We start from the raw sequence: 20,486 nt of genomic DNA, 5'->3' as shown, positions 1-20,486 counted from the left end.
TCCCGCATGGACATACAACCAGTGCAGGGAGCGGGACTGGATGGCCTGGGTGGGGTCGAGCAGCAGGGAGATGAAGGGCATCACGATGGCGATGCCCACGGACTCCAGCACCGCTCCCACCACCATGGCCAGCAGCAGGATGGCGCCCCGGATCCTGTCCGAAACCGGAAACAGCCGGATGAAACGCAGTATCCGCACTCGCTCGCCTCGGCCGCCCGCGCTATCCGGCGGCAGCCTCCCTGACCTTCTCGAATTCCGCGCTCCGAATCAATCCCCGCCGCGGGAGCGAGGCAGGGAGAGGTTGCGCACCTGCTGCACGGCGAGTTCCAGCCGGCGTCGTTCCCCTTGGTCCAGACGCCGGTTTCTTGTCTGCAGCAAGAACCCCTTCATCCCGGGGATGACGGAGAACAGATACACTAGCACGCGAGCATACTGTGCGAAGACCTGGCGGCCGGTCTTCCACGCCCCGTAACCGGGCCGCCCCTCCCGCCACAGGAAGCGCGTCAGCGCCAGCTTATCGCGGACGTACTTGCCCAGGCGAAAGGAACTGATGTCGCGGTAGAAGTAGAGGGGCTGGGCGAGGTTGGCAAACCGGCTTTCGGAGTGGGTCGAGAACCACAAGCCCCAGTCCTCGCAGGCGCGGAGGCGCTCGTCGTAGGGATGACGGCGCAGCCACTCCGTGCGGGCGACGAAGGAAGCGTGCACGATGCCGATGCCTTTCAGGGGATGGCGGCAGATGGCGGCGTGGCCGGCGGGCAGAAGGCGGAGGCCGCAGGGCCGGCCGCGACGGTCCAGGACCGCCAGGCCGCAGCCCACGCCGTCCACCTCCGAGTGGGCGCGCAGGAACTCCATCTGGAGCTGCAGGCGCTGGGGATGCATCATGTCGTCGGCGTCCATGCGGGCCACGTAGGGAGCGCGCGCCCGGGCTGCGATCTGGTTCAGCCGTGCCGCCAGCCCGCGATGCACGCCATCCGCCAGGACCTGCACTCGCGGGTCGTGCAGGCTCTCGGCCAGGGCCACGCTGGCGTCGGCAGAACCGTCGTCCACCACCAGCAGTTCCCAGTCGCCGAAGCTCTGCGCGAACACGCTGCGCAGCGCGTCCTCCAGCCACGGCGCGGCGTTGTACACCGGGAGTCCGATGGTCAGGGCGGGACGGCGGCTCATCGGGCTCCCGACTCACTCGTTTTCATGGCCATGAGGAATCGGTCTATCTTAGACCAAGCTCCGCAGGCCCGGCGGCTCACGTCTCCCGGTGACCTGGGTCACTGTATTCCTGGCGGCAAGGGGTAACGATAATCGTGTGTGACCCGTCGTACGGGGGCGTGCCCCGATTCGGCGGGTCATCGGCCGGCCAACTCTCCCAGCGAAAGAGTCACCCGCAAGCGTGGCGGGGGGCCAAGGGGGAGCCGCAGGCTCCCTTTCACCTCCTGCGCGCCCGCTGAGGTCACGGACCATGATCGTCGGCCTGGGCATCGACTTCCTCGAAGTCCACCGCTTCGAGCGCGAATTGGCGCGCGCGCCCTGGCGGCCCCGGGACGGGGTCTTCACCCCAGGGGAGATCCGGCGCTGCAACCGCGGTTCGCGGCCGCCCCAGCGCTACGCTGCCTGCTTTGTCGCCAAGGAGGCCACGCTTAAGGCGCTGCGGCTGGCACCGAGCGACCTGGGGCATTTCCGTGAGGTGGAGATCGCGCGCGGCCGCAAGGGCGAGGAGGTCATCGTCCTGCACCGGCGGCTGAAGCGGGAGTCGCAGCGGCTGGGGGTGCGGCGTATCCGCCTCGCTACAGCCTCCACGCGCCGCCACCGCGCCGCCATGGTCATCCTGGAATCCTGAGCCCCGGAGGTGTAGATGGACACGGCGACAAGCAGTCAGCTTTCTTACGAAGAACTCACCGCCGGCTTCGACTGGTCCATCGCCGAGCGCGAGCTGGGCTACAAGCCGGGCGACCCGCTCAACATCGGCTGGATGTGCAGCGATCGCATCTGCCGGATGGGGCTCGGCAGCAAGCCCGCCCTGCTGTGGGAAGACCACGAGGGACACGAGAAGGTCTACACCTACGACGACATCCGCCAGCTGTCCAACACCGTCGCCCGCTTCCTGCGCGGCCTCGGCATCCAGCCGGGCGAGCGCGTCTGCCTCTTCCTGGACCGCGTGCCCGAACTGTACATCGGCTTCCTCGGCATCCTGAAGACGGGCGCGGTGGCGCAACCCCTGTTCTCCGCCTTCGGCGACGAATCGCTGTTCGTGCGCCTCGCCGACGCCCGCACCGCCGCCATCGTCACCCAGAAGAAGCACGTCCACAAGGTGCGCAAGATCCGCGAGGAGCTGCCGGAGTTGCGGCACATCGTGGTGGTGGACGCCACCGGCGCGCCCCTGCAGGCGCGCGAGGTCGCCTTCGACATGCACGGTCTGCCGCCGGTGGAAGACTTCGAGGTCTTCCCCACCACCGCCGAGTCGCCCTCCGTCCTGCACTACACCTCCGGCACCACCGGGCAGCCCAAGGGCGCGCAGCATGTCCACTATTCGATCGTGTCCCAGTACTTGACCGCGAAGTGGGTGCTCGACCTCCGCCCCAACGACATCTACTGGTGCAACGCTGATCCCGGCTGGGTGACGGGAACGTCGTACGGCATCATCGGCCCCTGGGCCAACGGCATCACCCAGGTGGTGCTGGATGCCGGCTTCAACGCCGAGCAGTGGTACCGCTTCATTGAGAAACGCCGGGTGACGGTCTGGTACTCGGCCCCCACCGCCATCCGCCTGCTGATGAAGGAGGGGGACGAGCTTCCCCGCCGCCACGACCTTTCCAGCTTGCGCTACCTGGCCAGCGTAGGCGAGCCGCTGAACGCCGAGGCGGTGCTGTGGTCCGGCAGGGTCTTCGGCCGCCAGTTCCACGACACCTTCTGGCAGACCGAGACCGGGTGCATCGTGATCACCAACCTGGCTGGGATGCCCATCAAGCCGGGCTCCATGGGCAGGCCTTTCCCGGGGATCCCTGCCACCGTGCTCGATCCCAGGAGCTATGAGCCGCTGAACCAGCCCGGTGCGGCCGGGCTGATCGCGCTGCGCCCCGGCTGGCCCTCCCAGTTCCGCAGCTACTGGCGCAATCCGGCGGGTTTCGAGGCCAAGTTCAAGAACGGCTGGTACCTGTGTGGCGACCGCGCCTCCCTCGATGCCGACGGCTACTTCTGGTTCATGGGCCGCGACGATGACGTGATCAACACCGGCGGCCACCTCATCGGCCCCTTCGAGATCGAGTCGGCCCTGCTCGGGCATCCCGCGGTCGCCGAATCCGCCGCTGTCGCCAAGCCCGACCCGGTGAACATGGAGGTGGTGAAGGCCTACGTCACTCTCAAGCGCGGCTTCACGCCCAGCGACGACCTGGAGTTGGAGATCATGAACCACATCCGCAAGCGCCTGTCGCCGCTGGCCATGCCCCAGGAGATCGAGTTTGTGGAATCACTGCCCAAGACCCGCAGCGGCAAGATCGTGCGCCGCGTGCTGCGCTGCAAGGAGTTTCACGAGCCGGTGGGTGACCTGTCCACCATCATGAACGAATGACCGAGGAAGGACTGGCATGGATCAACTGACTCAAGTCGTGCATGACTACATCGTCAAGGAGTACCTGGAGGAAGGGGACGACCGCGAGATCACCGGGACCACGCGCCTGATCTCGGGCGGCATCGTGGACTCGTTCTCCATGGTTTCGCTCAAGCGCTTCCTGGAGAGGAAGTACTCGATCCGCATCCCCGATGCCGAGGCCACTCCCAACGCCTTCGATACGGTCGAGAGCATCGTGGCGCTGGTGAGGCGCTTCCAGAAGGCCGGGGCCGCGGCCTGAGCGCGGCCGCGGGAACAACTTGCACTGTCGAGGCAGCTTATGGCTTATTCCGAATCAATCCGCAGCTACTACCAGGGCGAGATCGAGGGAATCCGCAGCGCTGGGCTCTTCAAGGAGGAGCGCTACATCCACTCGCCGCAGTCGTCGGAGATCGAGGTCGAGTTCCCCGTCGGCGCCGGCGTCCAGCGCTGCATCAACATCTGCGCCAACAATTACCTGGGACTCTCCAGCCATCCCGAGGTCATCGCCGCCGCCCACGCCGGGCTGGATGCGCGCGGCTACGGCATGTCCTCGGTGCGCTTCATCTGCGGCACCCAGGACATCCACCGCGAGCTGGAATGCCGGCTCACCGGGTTCCTGGGCACCGAAGACACCCTGCTCTTCCCCTCCTGCATGGATGCCAACGCCGGCATCTTCGAAGCCTGCTTCAACGAGCAGGACGTGCTCATCGCCGACCGACTGGTGCACGCCTCCATCGTAGACGGCATGCGCCTGTGCAAGGCCATGCAGGACACCTTCAAGCACTCCGACATGGCACACCTGGAGGAGAAGCTGCAGGAGCACCAGGACAAGCGTCATCGCATGATCCTGACCGACGGCGTCTTCTCCATGGACGGCGACCTCGCCCGGCTGGACCAGATCGTGGCGCTGGCCGAGCGCTACCACGCCATGGTCTTCGTGGACGACTCTCACGCCACCGGCTTCATCGGCGCAACCGGGCGCGGCACCCACGAGGCCTGCGGCGTGCTCGGCAAGATCGACGTCATCACCACCACCCTGGGCAAGGCGCTGGGCGGCGCTTCCGGAGGCTGCGTCAGCGGCCGCCGCGAACTGGTGGAGATGTGCCGCCAGCGCGCGCGTCCCTACCTCTTTTCCAACGCGGTCGCGCCCGTGATCGTTGCGGGAGCGCTCAAGGTGCTCGACCTGATCACCGCCAGCACCGAGCGCCGCGACAAGCTGGAATGGAACGCCGGCTACTGGCGCAGCCTGCTGAAGAGCGCCGGCTTCGACATCAAGGATGGCAGCAGCCCCATCGTGCCGGTCATGCTCTACGACGCCAAGCTGGCCCAGGAGTTCGCCCGCGACCTGTTCGACGAGGGCGTGTACGCGGTCGGCTTCTTCTTCCCGGTGGTGCCGAAAGCCCAGGCACGCATCCGCACGCAACTGTCCGCCGCCCACGAGCAACATCACCTGGATACCGCCATCGCCGCCTTCAAAAAGGTCGGCGCCAAGCACGGCATCCTGGGCCTGGGCAAGAAGGAACTGCTGGCCCGCTGCGCGGCCTGAGGAAGGAGGGGCGATGCTTTGCGGAGAACTGGAGAGGCTGGAGGCGGAGTTTGATGACATCGTCACTGCGCTGGAGGAGCAGGACCTGAAGCCGAGAGAGAGGAAGGCCCTCCAGCAGGCCTACCGGCGGATGCTCGAGAGGATCGAGGACCATCGCCGGACCGGGCACAATGGCGGGCCATGCTTTGAAGAGGAGTCCCAGGCAGCCTGAGCGGTAGCCTCACGCCAGCCATGGCAGGCAAGCCCCTACCAGGCCCGCGGCGGCTGTCCCTGAGTCCCGAGGCCCGGTCTCGGCGCTTCTGCAAGTAGACTTGTGCCAAGACCGGCTACCATGTCCCCGGGGCCTGTCCACGCCGGCATGAGAAAAACACCCACTCCTTCGACGAGCTCTAAGGCCGGGCTTGCCTACTGGGCGCAGCGCACACTGGAGCAGTCGGTCAAGGTCACGCTCAGTGCGAACCCCGAGCCGGTCCACGACCTGCGCGTGGCCCTGCGCCGCTGCCGCTCCATGGCCGGTGGCTTTGCCGCCGTCGACCCGGACCCGGCGTGGAAACAGTTCCGCAAGCTGGGGCGATCCCTCTTCGCCCGCCTGGGAGAGCTTCGCGACGCCCACGTCATGGCGGAATGGGTGAAGCGGTTGTCGAAGCCCGCCGATCCCGTCCGCGGCGAGCTTCTCCATGTCCTTGCGATCCGCGATGACCATCTGCGACAGACCGCGCTGCAGGCCATCCAGAAGTTCGATCGCGCGCGCTGGCAGTCGCTGGCGCAGAAGCTGGCCCGCCGCTCCCGGCGGGTGTCGCCGGAAGGACTGGTCTTCCAGCACCTGGCGCTGGAGTGCTGGGAGGAAGCCCACCGCCTGCACCGGCGGGCGCTGCGCAATCGCAGCCAGATCGGCTTTCACCAGTTGCGCATCGGCCTCAAGAAGTTCCGCTACGTGGTGGAGAACTTCCTGCCGCGGCGCCACCAGCAATGGGGCGCCAGCCTCAAGCAGCTCCAGGACCTGCTGGGCGAAGTGCACGACCTGGACGTCCTGTGGGCCATGGTGCGGAGCAATCCGGCCTTCCGCCAGGAAGACCGGGCCTCCTGGCGCAACCGGATCGCGGAAGAGCGCGGGCGGCGGCTCCACGGATACCGTCAGAGGATGATCGGTCCCGGCTCCCTATGGCGGGTCTGGCGTGCGGGGCTGCCGCAGGGCAAGCAACTGCAGCAGGCCGCCTTCAGCCGCTTGCGCACCTGGGGGAGCTTCCTGGACCCCGATCCCGCGCACTCCGCGCTGGTGTCGCAGCTCGCCATGCAGCTCTACGACGGGTTGGCACGCGCCGGGCTCTTTACGGCCACCGCGGGGACGCGCCGGGTCTTGGAGGCGGCGGCCCTGCTGCACGATGTCGGGCGCAGCCAGAGCAAGCGCGGGCATCACAAGCACTCTTATCGCCTCATCCGCCGGCTCGCGCCGCCCCTGGGGTGGTCTTCCCGGCAGCTCGCCGCCATCGCCGCCGTGGCGCGCTATCACCGCGGCATTCTGCCTCGTTCCAACCACAAGTGTCTGACGGCGTTCCCGGCTTCGAGCCGGCCCGGCATCCTGCGCCTGGCCGGCATCCTGCGCCTGGCCAATGCCCTCGACCTGTCTCATGAACAGGCGGTCCGGCTTCTGCAGGTGGAGAAGAGCGAGGGAACGATCGTCGTCCGCGGCCAGGGCTACCGCGAGAACGGGCCTTGGGCCGAACGTATCGCCGCAGCCAGGCATTTGCTCGAGCTCTGCTGCCACGCGCCGGTTCTGGTCCGGCCGAAGAGTTGGGCGGGATAGCGATCGCGTCGCTCGCCGGCGCAGGCTATTCCTTCTTGTGCAACTGCTCCGCGAGGTAGTTGCCGATTCCCATCTCCTCGATGGAATGCAACTGAGCCTGCAGAAAGTCGACGTGCCGTTCCTCGTCCTGGATCATGTGCTCGAACAGCGTGCGGGAGGCGTCGTCGGCCGCGGCCATGCAGATCTTGACCGCCTCGTTGTACTGCGCCGAGGCCTCGACTTCATCCTTCAGGTCGATCTCGAGCTGCTCCTTGACGTTGGCCCCGATCTGCGGGCGCAGCGCTACCTTCACCTCGGGTGCGCTGTCGAAGAAGATGATGCGCTCGATCAGGCCTTCCGCGTGTCGCATCTCCTCGATGGCGCGCGCCTTGGTCCGTTCGCCGAGATGAGCATAGCCCCAGTTGTGGCACATCTCCGACTGCACCATGTACTGCACGATGGCCGTCAACTCCGCGGCGAGCGCTGCGTTCAACTGCTCGATCACGTTCTTGTTTCCGCGCATCTCTGGCCTCCTTCCACCCGCCTGTCTATACAACTCCAGAACCGGCGCCGGAGTCAACGACTGGGGTGGTCGGGTGCTGCGGGAGAGGAGGCTCGACGAAGGCCCAGAGCCTCAGAGCAGCCAGTGCAGGCAGGCCCACAGCATGCCCCCGGCGACCAGCCCATAGCCGACCGCGCTGGTGACCAGCTTGTGGCGGTGGCGCGCCTGGGCCTCGCCCCGCGCCCGCGTGACCTGCTCCGCCCAGGTTTCCTCGTGTGGATCGCAACCTTCGTCGTAGATCATTTGGGGCGCCCCCGAGCTCCTTCCCCAGCCGGTGCGGCTACGCGCTGCCCAGCGTGAAGCCGAAGTGTTCCAGCTCTTCCTTGAGATCGTCCATGGCCTGGTTGGGCGGCAGCGAGGCGGCGTAGTTGAGGATCTCCACCTCCATTTCGTCCAATCTCTCCAGCTGGCGCTCATCGAATACGATCATGACGGCACCTCCCAGCCAGGACGGCTTGACACGGGGCGACGGGCCCACCGTCCCCCTGCTCGCCATCCTAGGCAGTGCGCGCCCCGCCAGTAACTGCCAAAACTGCTAGGGAAGCGGTGAAAACTCCTTGGAGTCGGCGCTGGATTCGGGCATCCGCACCTCGCCACCGAGCGGTGCGACTTCCATGTGCATCTCACACGCGAGCCCTGCCGCGGCGCGGCTGGCGTCTGGTTTCCTCTTTGATGCAAGCGAGTGGTTTGATAGGCTTATGCTCGTATCTTCTCCCCATCAAGGGGTCGGATAGCTCTCGTCGGAGTTGCCGTGTGGAGCGCCGCAAGGCCATTTTTTCAGCCCTTTTCCTTTGCCTCTTCGCGCTTAGCGCCCTGAGCCAGACCTCGAACAAAGTCCGCGCCGCAGTTCCGGTTCGGCCCAACGGGGTAACCGCTTCGAACGATCTGGACGGCGACGGCAAGGCCGACATCCTCTGGCGCAATTCCAGCACGGGAAGTGTGGTGGTGTGGTTTATGAACGGCGCCACCAGGCTGAGCGGCGCCTTCGTGGCCACCGGCGTGGACCCTGCCTGGCAGATCGCCGGGATCGGGGACTTTGATGGGGACGGCAAGGCCGACATCCTGTGGCGCAACTCCAGCACGGGGAGCGTGGTCCTATGGTTGATGAATGGTGCCACCAAGGTTGGTGCGGCGTTCGTCGCTACCGGCGTGGACCCGACCTGGCAGATCGCCGGAGTCGGGGACTTTGACGGGGACGGCAAAGCCGACATCCTGTGGCGGAATTCCGACAGCGGCGGCGTCGCTGTCTGGTTGATGAATGGCGCGACCACCAAGAGCGCGGGCATGGTTGCCAGCACGGTGGATCCGAACCTGCTGATCGCGGGGGTAGCTGATTTCGATGGCGACGGCCAGGCCGACATCCTTTGGCGCGACATCAGTGATGGGAGCGTCTTGCTCTGGCGGATGAGCGGCGTGACTGAGTTCAGCAGCACGGAGGTAGCGCCCGGTGTCGACCCCGCCTGGCAGATAGCTGGGCTTGGCGACTTTGATGGCGACGGCAAAGCTGACATCTTGTGGCGCAACAGCAGCACCAGGAGCGTTGTCGTATGGCTCATGGACGGCGCCACCAAGCTCGGCAGCGCCTTCGTGGCCACCGGAGTCGATCCGAACTGGCAGATTGTCGGGGTGGCAGACTATGACGGTGACGGCAAAGCCGACATCCTGTGGCGCAACAACGCGACCACCAGCGTGGCCGTATGGACCATGGACGGGGCTACCAGGACCGGCGCCGCTTTCGTTTCCACCAACGTCGATCCCGCGTGGCAGATCGCTCCTCCGGCCGTGCCTCCCCTTCCCCCGGGCCCCAATTTCGTTCTCTCCGTGAGCCCGAAGGCGGTGACGTTGGTGTCAGGCTCGACCAAGTCCCTTGACGTCTCGAACACACCTTCGAACGGATTCACGGGCCAGGTCAGCGTGTCCATTGCTGGCGTGCCACCGGAGGTGACCGCCTCGCCCACGACCTTCCTGCTGGCCGCGGGCGGTCAGCAGCAGGTTTCCTTCTCTGTGCCCTCCACGGCCACGTCGGTCCGATCCACCCTCACTCTCCAAGGTACTTCGGGGTATTTGACCCGTACGCTGCAGCTTCCCCTGGCAGTGATTCCCATCCCCACCGCCGCGCACGCTCCCCTTCGCACGCGTTACCTGCGCACGGACGCGCAGTACGACCCCAATTCGCTGCAGTTTGCGCCTCCTCATCTCACTGTCTACGATCGGGTTCATAAGCTCTTTTTCGTGAGCAACCCTTTCCTGAATGAGATCGACGTCTTCGACGCAGCGCTGGAGATCGAAGTGGGCCAGATCAGCGTACCGGCCCCCTGGGGCATCGACATCGCCCCGGACGATACTGTGCTCTATGCCGCGACGCTTCTCGGTAACGTATATGTGATCGATCCCACGACCTTCTTCGTGATCCGGAGGGTGGCGGCGGCCTCGATTGGACCGAACGGGTTCGAGGCATCACAAGCCCTGGTGCTGGCGGACGGGAGAGTCGCTCTGCTGGGACCGATGGGCGGCCTTCCCGTCGATGGCTCCACAACCTTTGCTGTCTGGAATCCGGCCGACAACTCACTCGTCCAGAAACCACCCCAAGCTTGTCCCATGAACATCGGCGCTTTTGCCTTAAGTGGCGATCGCACCAGAGTTTTGCTGGGCGACATCGACAGCGGTGGCGGCCTTTGTTCCTTCGACGCCTCCGCCATGACGTTTGCCACTGGGAGCTTCGGCGGCTTCCTGAGCCAGATTGAGCCCTCCCCCGATGGCAAGCGATTCTTCGTCACCAGTGAGAGCGGAAGGATTGGTGTCTACGACGTAGCCACCGTGCAGCAGCTCGGCCTTTTCCAAGGACCCCAGGGGGACAGTCCTCCTCAGTCGTTGGGAATCTATGGAGCTGTTATGAGCCTGGACGGCGGCACGTTGTTCGTGGTCGATGGGCTGAGTGACGTCGTAGCCTACGACACCACATCCTTTGCCCAGAAAGGCTGGGTGCCGAATTATTTCATCGTGGATTCCCAGAGGACCCTGGTTCCGGCTGCGATCGACGAGACTGGTCTCATCCTTGGCCCCATCGGACACGGTGTATCGTTCCTGGACGGAAGCCAGATCCAGCCGGCCGTGCTGCCACCCGAAGTCGGACTGGGATATGTCGTCCCCGATACGGGGCCAGCCGCGGGCGGTACTTCCATCCAAGTCGGAACCAGTACCGGCGTCCAGAATACAGTTCCCGGACTGAGCCAAGCCTACATTGGGAACGCCCCCCTCGTGGGAGCGCACGAACAGATTCTGGGGAACAATACGGACCCGTCGATTCTGGGGACCACTCCCCCGGCATCCGGAATGGTTGTGGCGGATTTCACGGCAGTGTTCCAGAACGGAAATGTGGGTCTCATGCCGGAGTCCTTCAGCTACGGGCCGGCCATCGTCGAGGTGGTTCCCAATGCTTCGGCGGCGGAGGGTGGCACCACCGCTATGGTTATAGGTTACGGTTTTGGGCAAACGGTCAGCGACGTCCACGTGAGCATTGGCGGCCACGCCGCCACGGTGACCACGCTCTTCCCGAGTGCACCAATCTCTCCCTATCCCTTCCCCGTCGAAGGGATCAAGTTCACGGTCCCGCCGGGAACGCCGGGCAGCAATGTCGATGTCAAGGTGACCACTGTTAATGGCAGCACGACCGCTGGCGGCGCGTTCCACTACACCTCCGCTGTCACCTCTTACCCCCTGAGCGCGACCCTGCAGGCGGGTGTGTACGATCCATACCGCAGTCTCTACTATTTCACTGATCGCACCAAAATCCAGGTGCTCTCCACCGCCAGCGGGCAGTGGTTGACGCCGATTAGCTTGCCTAACGTCGGCGGTTCCACGCAGCTTCTGGCTCTCTCGCTCTCCCCGGATGGTTCCAAGCTGGCGATCTCCGACTTCGGCGACCGTGCGATCTACGTCCTCAATCCCGACGCCCCAGCCTCCGCGCAGGAGTTTGCAGTCCCCCAGACACCCTTGAATGCGGGCAACACGCCGACAGGCCTGGCCATCACCGACACAGGAATTGTCTATTTCGCGACGCAGGACTTAAACGGGACCGGGAATCGCATCTTTCACAGGTTGGACACCGCGAGCGGGATCACGCAAGACTTGACTGACCTAGGTGCCGGTGGCACGAATGATCACTACATCCGTGTGCTCTTGAGCCCCGACGGGGCGAAGATCTATTCCCTGATTGAAGGCGCAGCTTTTTGGGTAGACACCGCGACTGACCAGGTCACATACGCTTCCCTCACTCCTGGCGGTCTGGAATTGGCTCTGTCGGCGGACGGGACGACCTTGGACATGAACGGCATCTTTGCTGACGCTTCATTGAACGCCAGCGGCGCTCTCACATACATCGACCGAGAAACTTGGGTACCGACTGCGGTGCTGGGACAGAAGCTGAACCACGACGGCAGCTTGATGTTCCAGCCCTTGACCGATGGGATCGACGTGTTGGATGTCGCCCGGGGCCGGCTCCTTTATCGCGTCGAGGTCCCGGTGCAGATCGCCCCGGCTTACGATGCGTTAGTGGTGAACCCCACCGATAACACCGTTGCGGCGATCACCAGCAACGGCGTGACCTTGATCAGCCTGAACCAGCTGCCTCCGCCCTCCACGACCGCCCTATCCCCCGCGCCTATGGGCGCCGAGGTCTCCCCTCCAGAAGGTGGTTCCTCTAGACCTTTTGCAGGACCGGGAAAGATCAAGAGCGGCCCCCGCTTGCACTACAAGGGCACCCGCGGGGCGCCGAAGCCGCCGGATTGGCGGTAGTCACGGCAACCAGAAGTAATGGCCGGCGGGCAGTGTGCCCTCCCGAACTGACCGCGGGCCGCAGGATCCGACTGGGTAGGCCCGCGCGCTGGGAATCCGCGCACGATTCGCGCTAGGATGGCGGCGATGGAAGCGCGCAACCTCGATCCCGCGGTGGTCGAATCCTTCGGCCGGGAGTGGCAGAGGTTCGACCAATCGGGGCTCTCCGAGCAAGAGCTGGAGCGGCTCTTCGAAAGCTACTTCCACATCTTCCCCTGGGAGAGGCTGCCCGCGGGCTCGGTCGGCTTCGACCTGGGCTGCGGCAGCGGCCGCTGGGCGCGCTTCGTGGCGCCGCGCGTGGGGGAGCTGCACTGCATCGATCCCAGCGAGGCCCTGGAGGTGGCGCGCCGCAACCTGGCGGCCTATTCCAACTGCCGCTTCCACCGCGCCAGCGTGGACGCCATTCCCCTACCCGACGCCAGCGCCGACTTCGGCTACAGCGTGGGTGTGCTGCATCACGTCCCCGACACACAGGAAGGCATCCTGGACTGCGTGCGCAAGCTCAAGCCCGGCGCGCCCTTCCTGGTTTACCTGTATTACGCCTTCGACAACCGGCCCTGGTGGTTTCGCTCGCTGTGGAAGGTGTCGGACCTGACACGGCGCCTGATCTCGCGTTCGCCGCACTGGCTCAAGAGCGCCTTTGCCGAGGTCGTCGCCGTGCTGCTCTACTTCCCGCTGGCCCGCCTGGCGGCATGGCGCGAGCGCCGCGGCGGCAAGGTGGACCACTGGCCGCTCTCCGCCTACCGCCAGCGCAGCTTCTACGTGATGCGCAACGACGCTCTCGACCGCTTCGGCACGCGCCTGGAAAGGCGCTTCACCCGCGCCCAGATCGAAGCCATGATGCGCGCCGCCGGCCTCGACCAGATCCGCTTCAGCGATTCCGTCCCCTTCTGGTGCGCGGTCGGCTTCAGGAGGCAGTAGGACGCGCCGGGACCTGTGAAGGGTCCGGCACTCCCCCAGGCATCGGACGGCTCTGCTCCAGCCAAGCCTGGAACATGAGCACGTTCCACAGGTCATATTGCCAGTTGTGATGGCCGGAGAGGTGTTCCTGCCACTTCTTGCGGATGGGCCGGGGATCGAAGTAGCCCTCCTGGCGCAGCCGGCTCTCGTCCAGCAGAGCTTCGGTCCAGTCCCTGAGCGGCCCTCGCATCCAGTCGCCGATGGGGATGCCGAAGCCCATCTTGGGGCGCTCCACCAGCTCCCGCGGCACGTAGCGATGCAGCACCCGGCGGAGGATCCGCTTCCCCTGCCCCTCGCGGACCTTCATGGCCAGGGGCAGCTTCCACGCCAACTCCACCACCCGGGGATCGAGATAAGGGATGCGACCTTCCAGACTCACTCCCATGCTGGCGCGGTCCACCTTGGCCAGGATATCGTCGGGCAGGTAGGTCATGGCGTCGAGGTACATGGCGTTGTGCTCGTACTGGGGAAAGCCCGGCCACTGCGCCAGCAGGTAGTCGGCGGTGGCCTGCCCCGAGGCTCCCAGCACCACCTGCTCCGGCTCAAGCCAGAGCGAAGCCAGGCGCAGGTACATCGCCTTCGGGCTCGTCAGCGCCAGTACTCCCGCCAGCTTATGCATCTTGTCCCCCGGGAGGCGCTGGCGCCAGCTTCGGGGAAGGACCGGGCCCACGCCCTGGAACAGGGCGTCCCAGAAGCGGGGCGAGACCCCGGTGATGCCGCCGGCGGCCAGCCGCCGCAGCGGCCCCGGCGCCAACCGCATGCGGTTCCACAGCCGGCGGCCCCAGACGTAGCGGTTGTAGCCGCCGAAGACCTCGTCGCCGCCGTCGCCCGACAGGCTCACCGTCACCGAGTGCCGCGCCAGCTTGGAGACCAGGAAGGTGGGGATCTGGGAGGAGTCGGCGAAGGGCTCGTCGTAGAGGGTGGGCAGCAGGGGGACGACGTCCATCGCCTCGCGCGGGGTGACGTACAGCTCGGTGTGCTCGGTGCGCAGGTGGTGGGCCACGGCGTGAGCTTGCCGGGCCTCGTTGTATTCATCTTCGTAGAAGCCGATGGAGAAGGTGCGGACCGGTTGGCTGCTCTGCGCCTGCATGAGCGCCACCACGGTGGAAGAATCGATGCCGCCGGAGAGGAAGGCTCCCAGGGGCACGTCGGAGATCATGCGCAGCCGCACCGCATCCCGCAGCAGCGCATCCAGTTCCTCCGCCGCCTGCGCTTCCGTGCCGCGGTAAGGCTCCGCCAGGCCGCGCTCCACCACCTCCCGCAGCGACCAATAGGGCGTGGGCCTGGCTTGCTCGCGGCGGTCGGTGCGGACCTTCAGGAAGCTCGCCGGCGGCAGCTTACCGATGTCCTCGTAGATGGAGAGGGGCGCGGGAATGTAGGCATAGCGCAGAGGGAAGGCGAGGGCCTCGCGCCGGATCGCGCCGCGGAAGCCGGGATGCGCGCGCAGCGCCTTCAGCTCGGAGGCGAACAGCAGCACGTCGCCCATCCAGCCATAGTAGAGCGGCTTTTCCCCGAAACGGTCGCGGGCCAGGAAGAGGACGCGCTCGCGCCGGTCCCACAGGGCGAAGGCGAACATGCCGTTCAGCCGCGGCAGCGTCGCCTCCACGCCCCAGTGCTCGAAGGCCGCCAGCATGACCTCGGTGTCGCCGTGGCCGCGCAGGGCCAGCGCCGAATCGGCCACCTGCGATTCCAACTCCCGGCGCACCTCCTGGTAGTTGTAGATCTCGCCGTTGAAGGCGACCACGTAGCGGCCGCTGGAGGAAACCATGGGCAGGTGCCCGGCGGGCGAGAGGTCGAGGATGGCCAGCCGCCGGTTGCCCAGGGCGACGCCGGCTTCGGCATCCACCCAGGTTCCTTCGTCATCGGGCCCGCGGTGGCGCAGGGTCGCAATCATTCGTCGGATCTGATCGCGAAGCTCCTCTTCGCCGCAGGAGCGACCCAAGTCCAGTTTTCCCGCGATGCCGCACATGCAGCGCCCTCTTCGCCGCTCACCCGAGGCGACGGATGTAACTCCGCATCATAACCCAGGCCTAAAGCGGCCGGCCCGGGTCGAGCGCCACCCGCGCCATCGGCCCTCGGGAAGCGTCGCCTGGCCGGCTTCGTTTCTCAGGGCTGGGATCGCTCCGTTCCCATGAACTTGGGCATGGTGGCGTGGCCCTCCCAGGAGATGCCCTTGCCTCGGAGCACGAGCCAGACGGTAGCGGCCAGGATGCGCAGGTCCAGCCACAGGCTCCAGTGATCGACGTACCAGACATCCAGACGGAAGCGCTCTTCCCAGCTCACCGCGTTGCGGCCGTTGATCTGGGCCCAGCCGGTGATCCCGGGCTTGACCGAATGGCGCCGCGCCTGCTCCGCGCTGTAGCGGCCGAGATACTCCATGAGCAGCGGGCGCGGGCCCACCAGGCTCATGTCGCCCTTCAGCACGTTCCAAAGCTGCGGCCATTCGTCCAGGCTGAAGCGGCGCAGGCGGCGGCCCAACCGGGTCAGGCGCTGCTCGTCGGGCAGGAGATTCCCCTCGGGATCGCGGGCGTCGCTCATGGTGCGGAATTTCACCAGCTCGAAGGGTTTGCCGTCCTTTCCCGGCCGCTTCTGGCGGAAGAGCACTGGCGCGCCCAGACGGATTCGGATGATCACAGCCAGCACCAGAAGAAGAGGAGAGAGCAGCAGCAGGGCCAGCGCCGATGCCAGCACATCCCCGGCGCGTTTGAGGACTTGGCTCACTTCTCGGCGGCCCCCATCTCTCCCACCAGCAGCAGTCCCGAGGAAGCATAGGGAACGATGCGGTACTCCGCCAGCCCGGCCTGCCGGCAGATCTCCTCCAGCCGCTGGCGCGTGTAGAAGTACACCGGGCATCGGCGCAGGGCGTAGCGGAACTTGCGCAAGGGCGCGCGCACCAGCGAACGCGCGGGAAAGCTGGCGATCACGCGGCCCGCGCTGAGTTCCATCATCCGGCGTAGCATGGGCGGGGGATCGGCGACGTAATCGAAGACGCCCAGCGCCACCACGGCATCGAACTTCTCCGCGAAGGAGTGGTCCAGGAAGTCTCCCAGGAGGAACTGGCAGCGTTCATCCACGCCGTGGCGGCGGGTGAACTCGCGGGCCAGCGCGAGCATGGGCTCGGAGAAGTCGACGCCCACCACCCGGCGCGCCCCCACCTGGGCGAAGAGCACGCTGTTGCGGCCGGAGCCGCAGCCCACGTCCAGCACGCTGAAGTCGCGCAGGCCCTCGAGCGCCTCCAGCGTGCGCTCCACGCGCTCGAACAGCCCGCGGCGCAGCCGGCGGTTGATCCAGCCGCGCCAGCCCCGCGCCTCCTCGTAGAGGGCGTCGAACTTAGCCGCTCGCTGCCGAAAGTAGCTCTCGACTGTCACCCAGATCTGTCCCTTCAAGAAAGTCCTGGCAGGTCGTGAAGGAGAACTGGCGCAGCAGGCCAGCCACCTTCCCTGGCAGGGTGGTGCGTCCCAGGTTCTGATGCAAGCCGAACTTCCATCCCCGCAGCCGCTCCCCCAGGCTGGCCGGGGCCGTCGCGGCGAAGACCTTCAGCCTCTGGGGATCGAATTCATAAGGATGAAAATAGGTGGTGAGCGGAAGCTGCTCCCGGTGCAGCCGCGCCACCGCCTTCTTCAGCAGCCAATAGGGAGCCAGGCGAAAGTAGCCGCCGCCCGCCACCGGCAGGCGCAACCCGGCGAAGGGCAGCGTGGCCAGCGGGACCTCGATGATCTCCCCGCCGCCCGCCAGGCGATAGCGCCGCGGCTGGGGATCGAAGCCGGCGATGCCGTAGCGGCGGTGGTGGATGGGGAAGATGCTGGAATCGTAGCGGAAGCCGAGTTCGGCCAGCACCTCCAGCGCCCACAGCGAACCCCGCCGGATGGAGAACTCGGCGGCGCGGTAGCCGCGCACCGGCCGGCCGGTGATCTGCTCGATCACTCTCTTGGCGCGGCGCGTGTCCTCGGCGAACTGGTCGCGCGTCAGCCGGTCCACGATGAGATGGGCGTAGCCGTGGCAGGCGATCTCGTGTCCGCGCCCGGCCACCTGCCGCACCACTTCCGGGTGCTGCTCGGCCAGCAGGCCCAGCACGAAGAACGTGGCCTTCGCTCCCGCCTGCTCGAGCAGCGCCAGTAGCGCTTCCACCTGGCGCAGCACGTTGCCGGTGGACGAAGGCACGCGCCCGGTCACCCGCCGGTAGGCCAGGTGGTTCCAGTCCTCCAGGTCGATGGAGAGAATGCTCTTCACTTCCGCGCTTTCCTCCGCTGCACCAGGGGCTCCAGACCTTGGTAAAACGTCCGCAGCCGGGCCAGCATCTGGCGGGCGTCAAAATTCTCCAGGATGTGGCGCCGGCCCTGCTCGCCCATGGCCGCCGCCAAGGCGCGGTCGCGGGCGAGGCGCGCGATGGCCTCAGCCAGCGCGCCGGCGTTCCGCATCGGCGTCAGCAGGCCGGTCTTCTCGTGCAGCACCACCTCGCGGCAGCCGCGGATGTCGCTGGCCACCACCGGCAATCCCATGCACGCCGCCTCCATGCACGCCCGCGGGATGCCCTCGCGGTGCGAGGGCAGCGCGAACACGTCCATGGCAGAGTACCAGCGCCTGAGATGGTCCTGCCAGCCGGCAAAACGCACCACGCCCGCCTGCTCCAGCGACCGGATGCGCTCCGGCGGGACGGCATCGCGCTGCTCGCTCTCCCGCGGCCCCACGATCAGGAACTTGATCTCCGGGTGCGCCGGCGCCAGCGCCGCTGCCGCCGCGAACAGCTCGGCGAATCCCTTCTCGTATACCAGCCGGCCGACGCTGCCCACCACGAAGTCGGAATCCGACAATCCCAACTCCCGGCGCAACTGCGCGCGGGCTGCCGCGGCACCCTCCGGCGAGAAGCGCCCCACCTCGATCCCGTTGCCCACGTAGGCGATCTTCTCCGCGGAGCAGATGTGAGCGCGCACCGCCACTTCCATGTCCTCGCGGCTCTGCGAGAGCAGGAAATCCGCGTGGCGCGCGGTGTAGCTTTCCGGCAGCCAGAACAGGCCGCGCCGCCACGCGCTCATGCGGTCGTGGAAGAGTAGTCCGTGGACGGTGTGGACCACCACCGGCACGCGCGCCTGGCGCGCCGCCGCCGGCCCCAGCAGCCCGGCCTTGGGCGTGTGGGTGTGGACCACGTCGAAGCCGCGCTCGCGGAAGCAGCGTACCAGCGCCCGCCGCGAGCGCAGGTCCTGGAGCGGGGTGAGTTCGCGCGCCATGGGCACCGTCTCCACCGCGACGCCCTGGGCGCGTACCGCCTCCACGTGCGGCCCGGGCGCGCACACCGCCGTCACCTCGTGTCCCATCTCCTCGAGCGCCTGGATCTGGTCGAGCAGGAGATAGCGGATGGAGATATCGGCGGTGGCCACCTGCGCGATCTTCATCGGCTGCGCTCCCTCCAGGCAACGACCCTCTTCGTGGCGGGGACGGCTGCCGGCCTCAGCGGGTCGGGATCTTGTGGTTCCGATACGCGGGGAGCGGCGGTGGCGCCGGCGCCGCCGCGGGACGCCAGCCGGCGCGTGGTACCGCGCCCTGGCGTGCGGCCGCCGGAGCGGCCCGGGTGCAGAACAGCATCATGGCGAAGGGCAGCAGCATCACCCGCTCCCGCGTCAGCAGCCCGAAGTTGGTGATGGCCAGGCTCATCACCACGGAGAACTGGAAGGCGAACAGCAGCACGAACAGGACGAAGGGCTTGCTTCTCCAGTTGCGCACCGCGGCGTACAGATCGCGGCGCCGGCGCACGAAGATCCACAACAGCAGCAGGCCCTCCAGCGCGGCCACCACCGACTGCAGGCTGTGCACCTCCCAGGGCCAGGGCCGGAAAAACAGGAAGGGCACGTTCACCAGGCGATAGGGCAGGGACGCGCTCACCGTGATGGCCGAGCCCCCGGTCTGGTTCGCCTCCGCCACCTTCTCCAGGATGCTGCTGGCCTGCGAGACGGTCTCCATCTTCAGGAAGCTCTGCGCCTGGCGCGCCAGCCACACCGTGCTGCCCAGCACCAGGGGGACACCCAGGAGCTTCCCCAGCGTCCCGGTCACCCCCTGAAGGTTCTTGCCCACCAGATACGGCAGGACGAAGGCGATCCCCAGCATGGCCGCGATGTGCGGCCGCACCAGCATCACCCCGGCCAGCCCCACCAGCAGCAGCAGGAAGGCCCCCGGACTCACCCGCCGCTGCACCCGCGCGAAGCCGTAAGCCGCCACCCCCAGGAAGAAGAGGATGGCCGCGTCTTTGCTGATGGCCGAGGTCCAATACACGATGGAGGGCAGGAAGAACACCAGCAGGGCCGCCAGCTTGTGGTCGCCCTCGGGGAAGACCAGCACGAAGGTGCGGTAGAAGAGATACTGTCCCCAGAAGGCGGCCAGCGCGTAGATCACCGTGACCGTGGGCAGCGAGACGGTGGTGGCGGCGAAGATCAGCCCGGTGAGCATGTAGATGAAGTTGCTGCTCCAGAAGGGCTGCAGGGTGGTCCAGTGACCGTAGCGCAGCAGGTCGGTGGCGATCAGCTCCCCGCGGTTCCAGTAGATGACCATGTCGGAGGCCATGTCGTAGACGTGGAAGACCGTCCACAGGTAGGTGCCCGCGGCTGCCAGCTTGAGCACCAGGGCCACGGGCAGCGCCCGCCGCAGGAAGGGGTCGCGTCCCGCCGCCCTCATCACCAGCAGCAGGTTCAGCAGGAACAGGAAGGGCACCAGCACCAGCGCCACCGAGTACTCGTAATAGGCAGAAGAAAAGAACAGCGCCCAGGTCCAGAAGGGAAGGGTGATGACGCAGCCCACACCTATCAATTGCACGATCAGGTTGTATCGGCCTGCGGAAGCGGAAGCCACGATGGACTGGTTTAGAGAGTATCGGGGCCGGCCCGCCGCGTCAATGCTCCGCAGACGCGTCCCGGTGGTCAGCATGGTTCTGTTTCCCCTTCTGGTACCATCGAGCCCGGGCCACACCACGCATGCGCGTCCTCCACGTCATCGACAGCTTGCGGCTGGGCGGAGTCGAGGTCCTGCTCAGCGAGATGATCCCCCGTTTCGCGCGGCACGGCGTGGAATCCTCGGTGGCCGTGCTCAAGCCCACCGACAGCCCTTTGCAGCAGCGCCTCCGGTCCCTGGGTGTGCCTTTCGTCCCCAACCCCTACACCCGCATCTACTCCCCCCTCCAGGTGCGCCCCCTGACCCGCTGCCTGCCCGACTACGACCTGGCGCAGTCCTACCTCTT

20 protein-coding genes are annotated in these 20,486 nt (G+C 66.6%); 9 read left to right on the top strand and 11 right to left on the bottom strand.

Going from position 1 to position 20,486, the window contains the following annotated elements:
- Together VEG08_00630 and VEG08_00625 are read right to left on the bottom strand one after the other, a co-directional pair.
- On the bottom strand, window positions 1-198 hold a 198-nt coding region (locus tag VEG08_00630), incomplete at its 3' end, for a hypothetical protein (GenBank protein HXZ26482.1).
- A gap of 69 nt (window positions 199-267) precedes the next feature.
- Complete coding sequence (locus VEG08_00625) at window positions 268-1,164, bottom strand: glycosyltransferase family 2 protein (protein ID HXZ26481.1); 897 nt, start codon at window positions 1,162-1,164, stop codon at window positions 268-270.
- A gap of 289 nt (window positions 1,165-1,453) precedes the next feature.
- On the opposite strand from VEG08_00625, the gene VEG08_00620 reads away from it, so the two are divergent.
- The 6 genes from VEG08_00620 (at window position 1,454) to VEG08_00595 (ending at window position 6,930) form a co-directional block, all read left to right on the top strand.
- A complete protein-coding gene (locus VEG08_00620) occupies window positions 1,454-1,831 on the top strand; it encodes a 4'-phosphopantetheinyl transferase superfamily protein (GenBank protein ID HXZ26480.1) in 378 nt (125 codons plus the stop codon).
- Between the two features lie 15 nt (window positions 1,832-1,846).
- Window positions 1,847-3,559, top strand: coding sequence for an acetate--CoA ligase (acsA, locus tag VEG08_00615; GenBank protein ID HXZ26479.1), 1,713 nt, complete (start codon window positions 1,847-1,849; stop codon window positions 3,557-3,559).
- A 16-nt stretch (window positions 3,560-3,575) separates the two neighbouring features.
- On the top strand, window positions 3,576-3,839 hold the full coding sequence (locus VEG08_00610; GenBank protein HXZ26478.1) for an acyl carrier protein: 264 nt from the start codon (window positions 3,576-3,578) through the stop codon (window positions 3,837-3,839).
- A 39-nt stretch (window positions 3,840-3,878) separates the two neighbouring features.
- Window positions 3,879-5,126, top strand: a complete 1,248-nt coding sequence (kbl, locus tag VEG08_00605) for a glycine C-acetyltransferase (GenBank protein ID HXZ26477.1) — start codon at window positions 3,879-3,881, stop codon at window positions 5,124-5,126.
- A gap of 13 nt (window positions 5,127-5,139) precedes the next feature.
- On the top strand, window positions 5,140-5,337 hold the full coding sequence (locus tag VEG08_00600) for a hypothetical protein (GenBank protein ID HXZ26476.1): 198 nt from the start codon (window positions 5,140-5,142) through the stop codon (window positions 5,335-5,337).
- 147 nt (window positions 5,338-5,484) lie between these two features.
- The gene (locus VEG08_00595; GenBank protein HXZ26475.1) at window positions 5,485-6,930 is read left to right on the top strand and encodes a CHAD domain-containing protein; all 1,446 of its coding nucleotides are present in this window, start codon (window positions 5,485-5,487) and stop codon (window positions 6,928-6,930) included.
- Between the two features lie 25 nt (window positions 6,931-6,955).
- On the opposite strand, the gene bfr is transcribed toward VEG08_00595, so the two are convergent.
- From bfr to VEG08_00580, 3 genes are all read right to left on the bottom strand, one after another.
- Complete coding sequence (gene bfr / locus VEG08_00590; GenBank protein HXZ26474.1) at window positions 6,956-7,432, bottom strand: bacterioferritin; 477 nt, start codon at window positions 7,430-7,432, stop codon at window positions 6,956-6,958.
- A 111-nt stretch (window positions 7,433-7,543) separates the two neighbouring features.
- Entirely contained in the window at window positions 7,544-7,714 is a 171-nt protein-coding gene (locus tag VEG08_00585) for a hypothetical protein (GenBank protein HXZ26473.1), read from the bottom strand.
- A gap of 37 nt (window positions 7,715-7,751) precedes the next feature.
- Complete coding sequence (locus VEG08_00580) at window positions 7,752-7,901, bottom strand: hypothetical protein (protein HXZ26472.1); 150 nt, start codon at window positions 7,899-7,901, stop codon at window positions 7,752-7,754.
- 323 nt (window positions 7,902-8,224) lie between these two features.
- Between VEG08_00580 and VEG08_00575 the strand changes: the two genes are divergently transcribed.
- Window positions 8,225-12,265 carry an FG-GAP-like repeat-containing protein gene (locus VEG08_00575; GenBank protein HXZ26471.1) on the top strand — a complete coding sequence of 1,347 codons (4,041 nt, stop codon included), beginning with the start codon at window positions 8,225-8,227 and terminating at the stop codon, window positions 12,263-12,265.
- A 126-nt stretch (window positions 12,266-12,391) separates the two neighbouring features.
- Window positions 12,392-13,225: a class I SAM-dependent methyltransferase gene (locus tag VEG08_00570; GenBank protein HXZ26470.1), complete on the top strand. Its 834-nt coding sequence runs from the start codon at window positions 12,392-12,394 to the stop codon at window positions 13,223-13,225.
- Here VEG08_00570 and asnB read toward each other — a convergent pair.
- The 6 genes from asnB to VEG08_00540 all read right to left on the bottom strand — a co-directional run bounded on the left by asnB (window position 13,212) and on the right by VEG08_00540 (window position 20,101).
- Window positions 13,212-15,233 carry an asparagine synthase (glutamine-hydrolyzing) gene (asnB, locus tag VEG08_00565; protein ID HXZ26469.1) on the bottom strand — a complete coding sequence of 674 codons (2,022 nt, stop codon included), beginning with the start codon at window positions 15,231-15,233 and terminating at the stop codon, window positions 13,212-13,214. The genes VEG08_00570 and asnB overlap by 14 nt on opposite strands.
- A 137-nt stretch (window positions 15,234-15,370) precedes the next feature.
- Window positions 15,371-15,985, bottom strand: coding sequence for a sugar transferase (locus VEG08_00560; GenBank protein HXZ26468.1), 615 nt, complete (start codon window positions 15,983-15,985; stop codon window positions 15,371-15,373).
- Window positions 15,982-16,632 carry a class I SAM-dependent methyltransferase gene (locus VEG08_00555; protein ID HXZ26467.1) on the bottom strand — a complete coding sequence of 217 codons (651 nt, stop codon included), beginning with the start codon at window positions 16,630-16,632 and terminating at the stop codon, window positions 15,982-15,984. The genes VEG08_00560 and VEG08_00555 overlap by 4 nt, the downstream gene beginning before the upstream one ends.
- Window positions 16,595-17,494: a DUF3473 domain-containing protein gene (locus VEG08_00550; GenBank protein ID HXZ26466.1), complete on the bottom strand. Its 900-nt coding sequence runs from the start codon at window positions 17,492-17,494 to the stop codon at window positions 16,595-16,597. Before VEG08_00550 ends, VEG08_00555 begins: the two co-directional genes overlap by 38 nt.
- Entirely contained in the window at window positions 17,491-18,654 is a 1,164-nt protein-coding gene (locus VEG08_00545) for a glycosyltransferase family 4 protein (protein HXZ26465.1), read from the bottom strand. The genes VEG08_00550 and VEG08_00545 overlap by 4 nt, the downstream gene beginning before the upstream one ends.
- Window positions 18,655-18,709: 55 nt before the next feature.
- Entirely contained in the window at window positions 18,710-20,101 is a 1,392-nt protein-coding gene (locus VEG08_00540; protein ID HXZ26464.1) for a hypothetical protein, read from the bottom strand.
- A gap of 122 nt (window positions 20,102-20,223) precedes the next feature.
- On the opposite strand from VEG08_00540, the gene VEG08_00535 reads away from it, so the two are divergent.
- A partial coding sequence (locus VEG08_00535) for a hypothetical protein (protein HXZ26463.1) occupies window positions 20,224-20,486 on the top strand: 263 nt, incomplete at its 3' end.

Source organism: Terriglobales bacterium, assembly GCA_035624475.1.
Lineage (GTDB): Bacteria > Acidobacteriota > Terriglobia > Terriglobales > Acidobacteriaceae > DASPRL01.
Note: the sequence above shows the minus strand (reverse complement) of the source record. Positions and strands in the feature narration are given on the sequence as shown.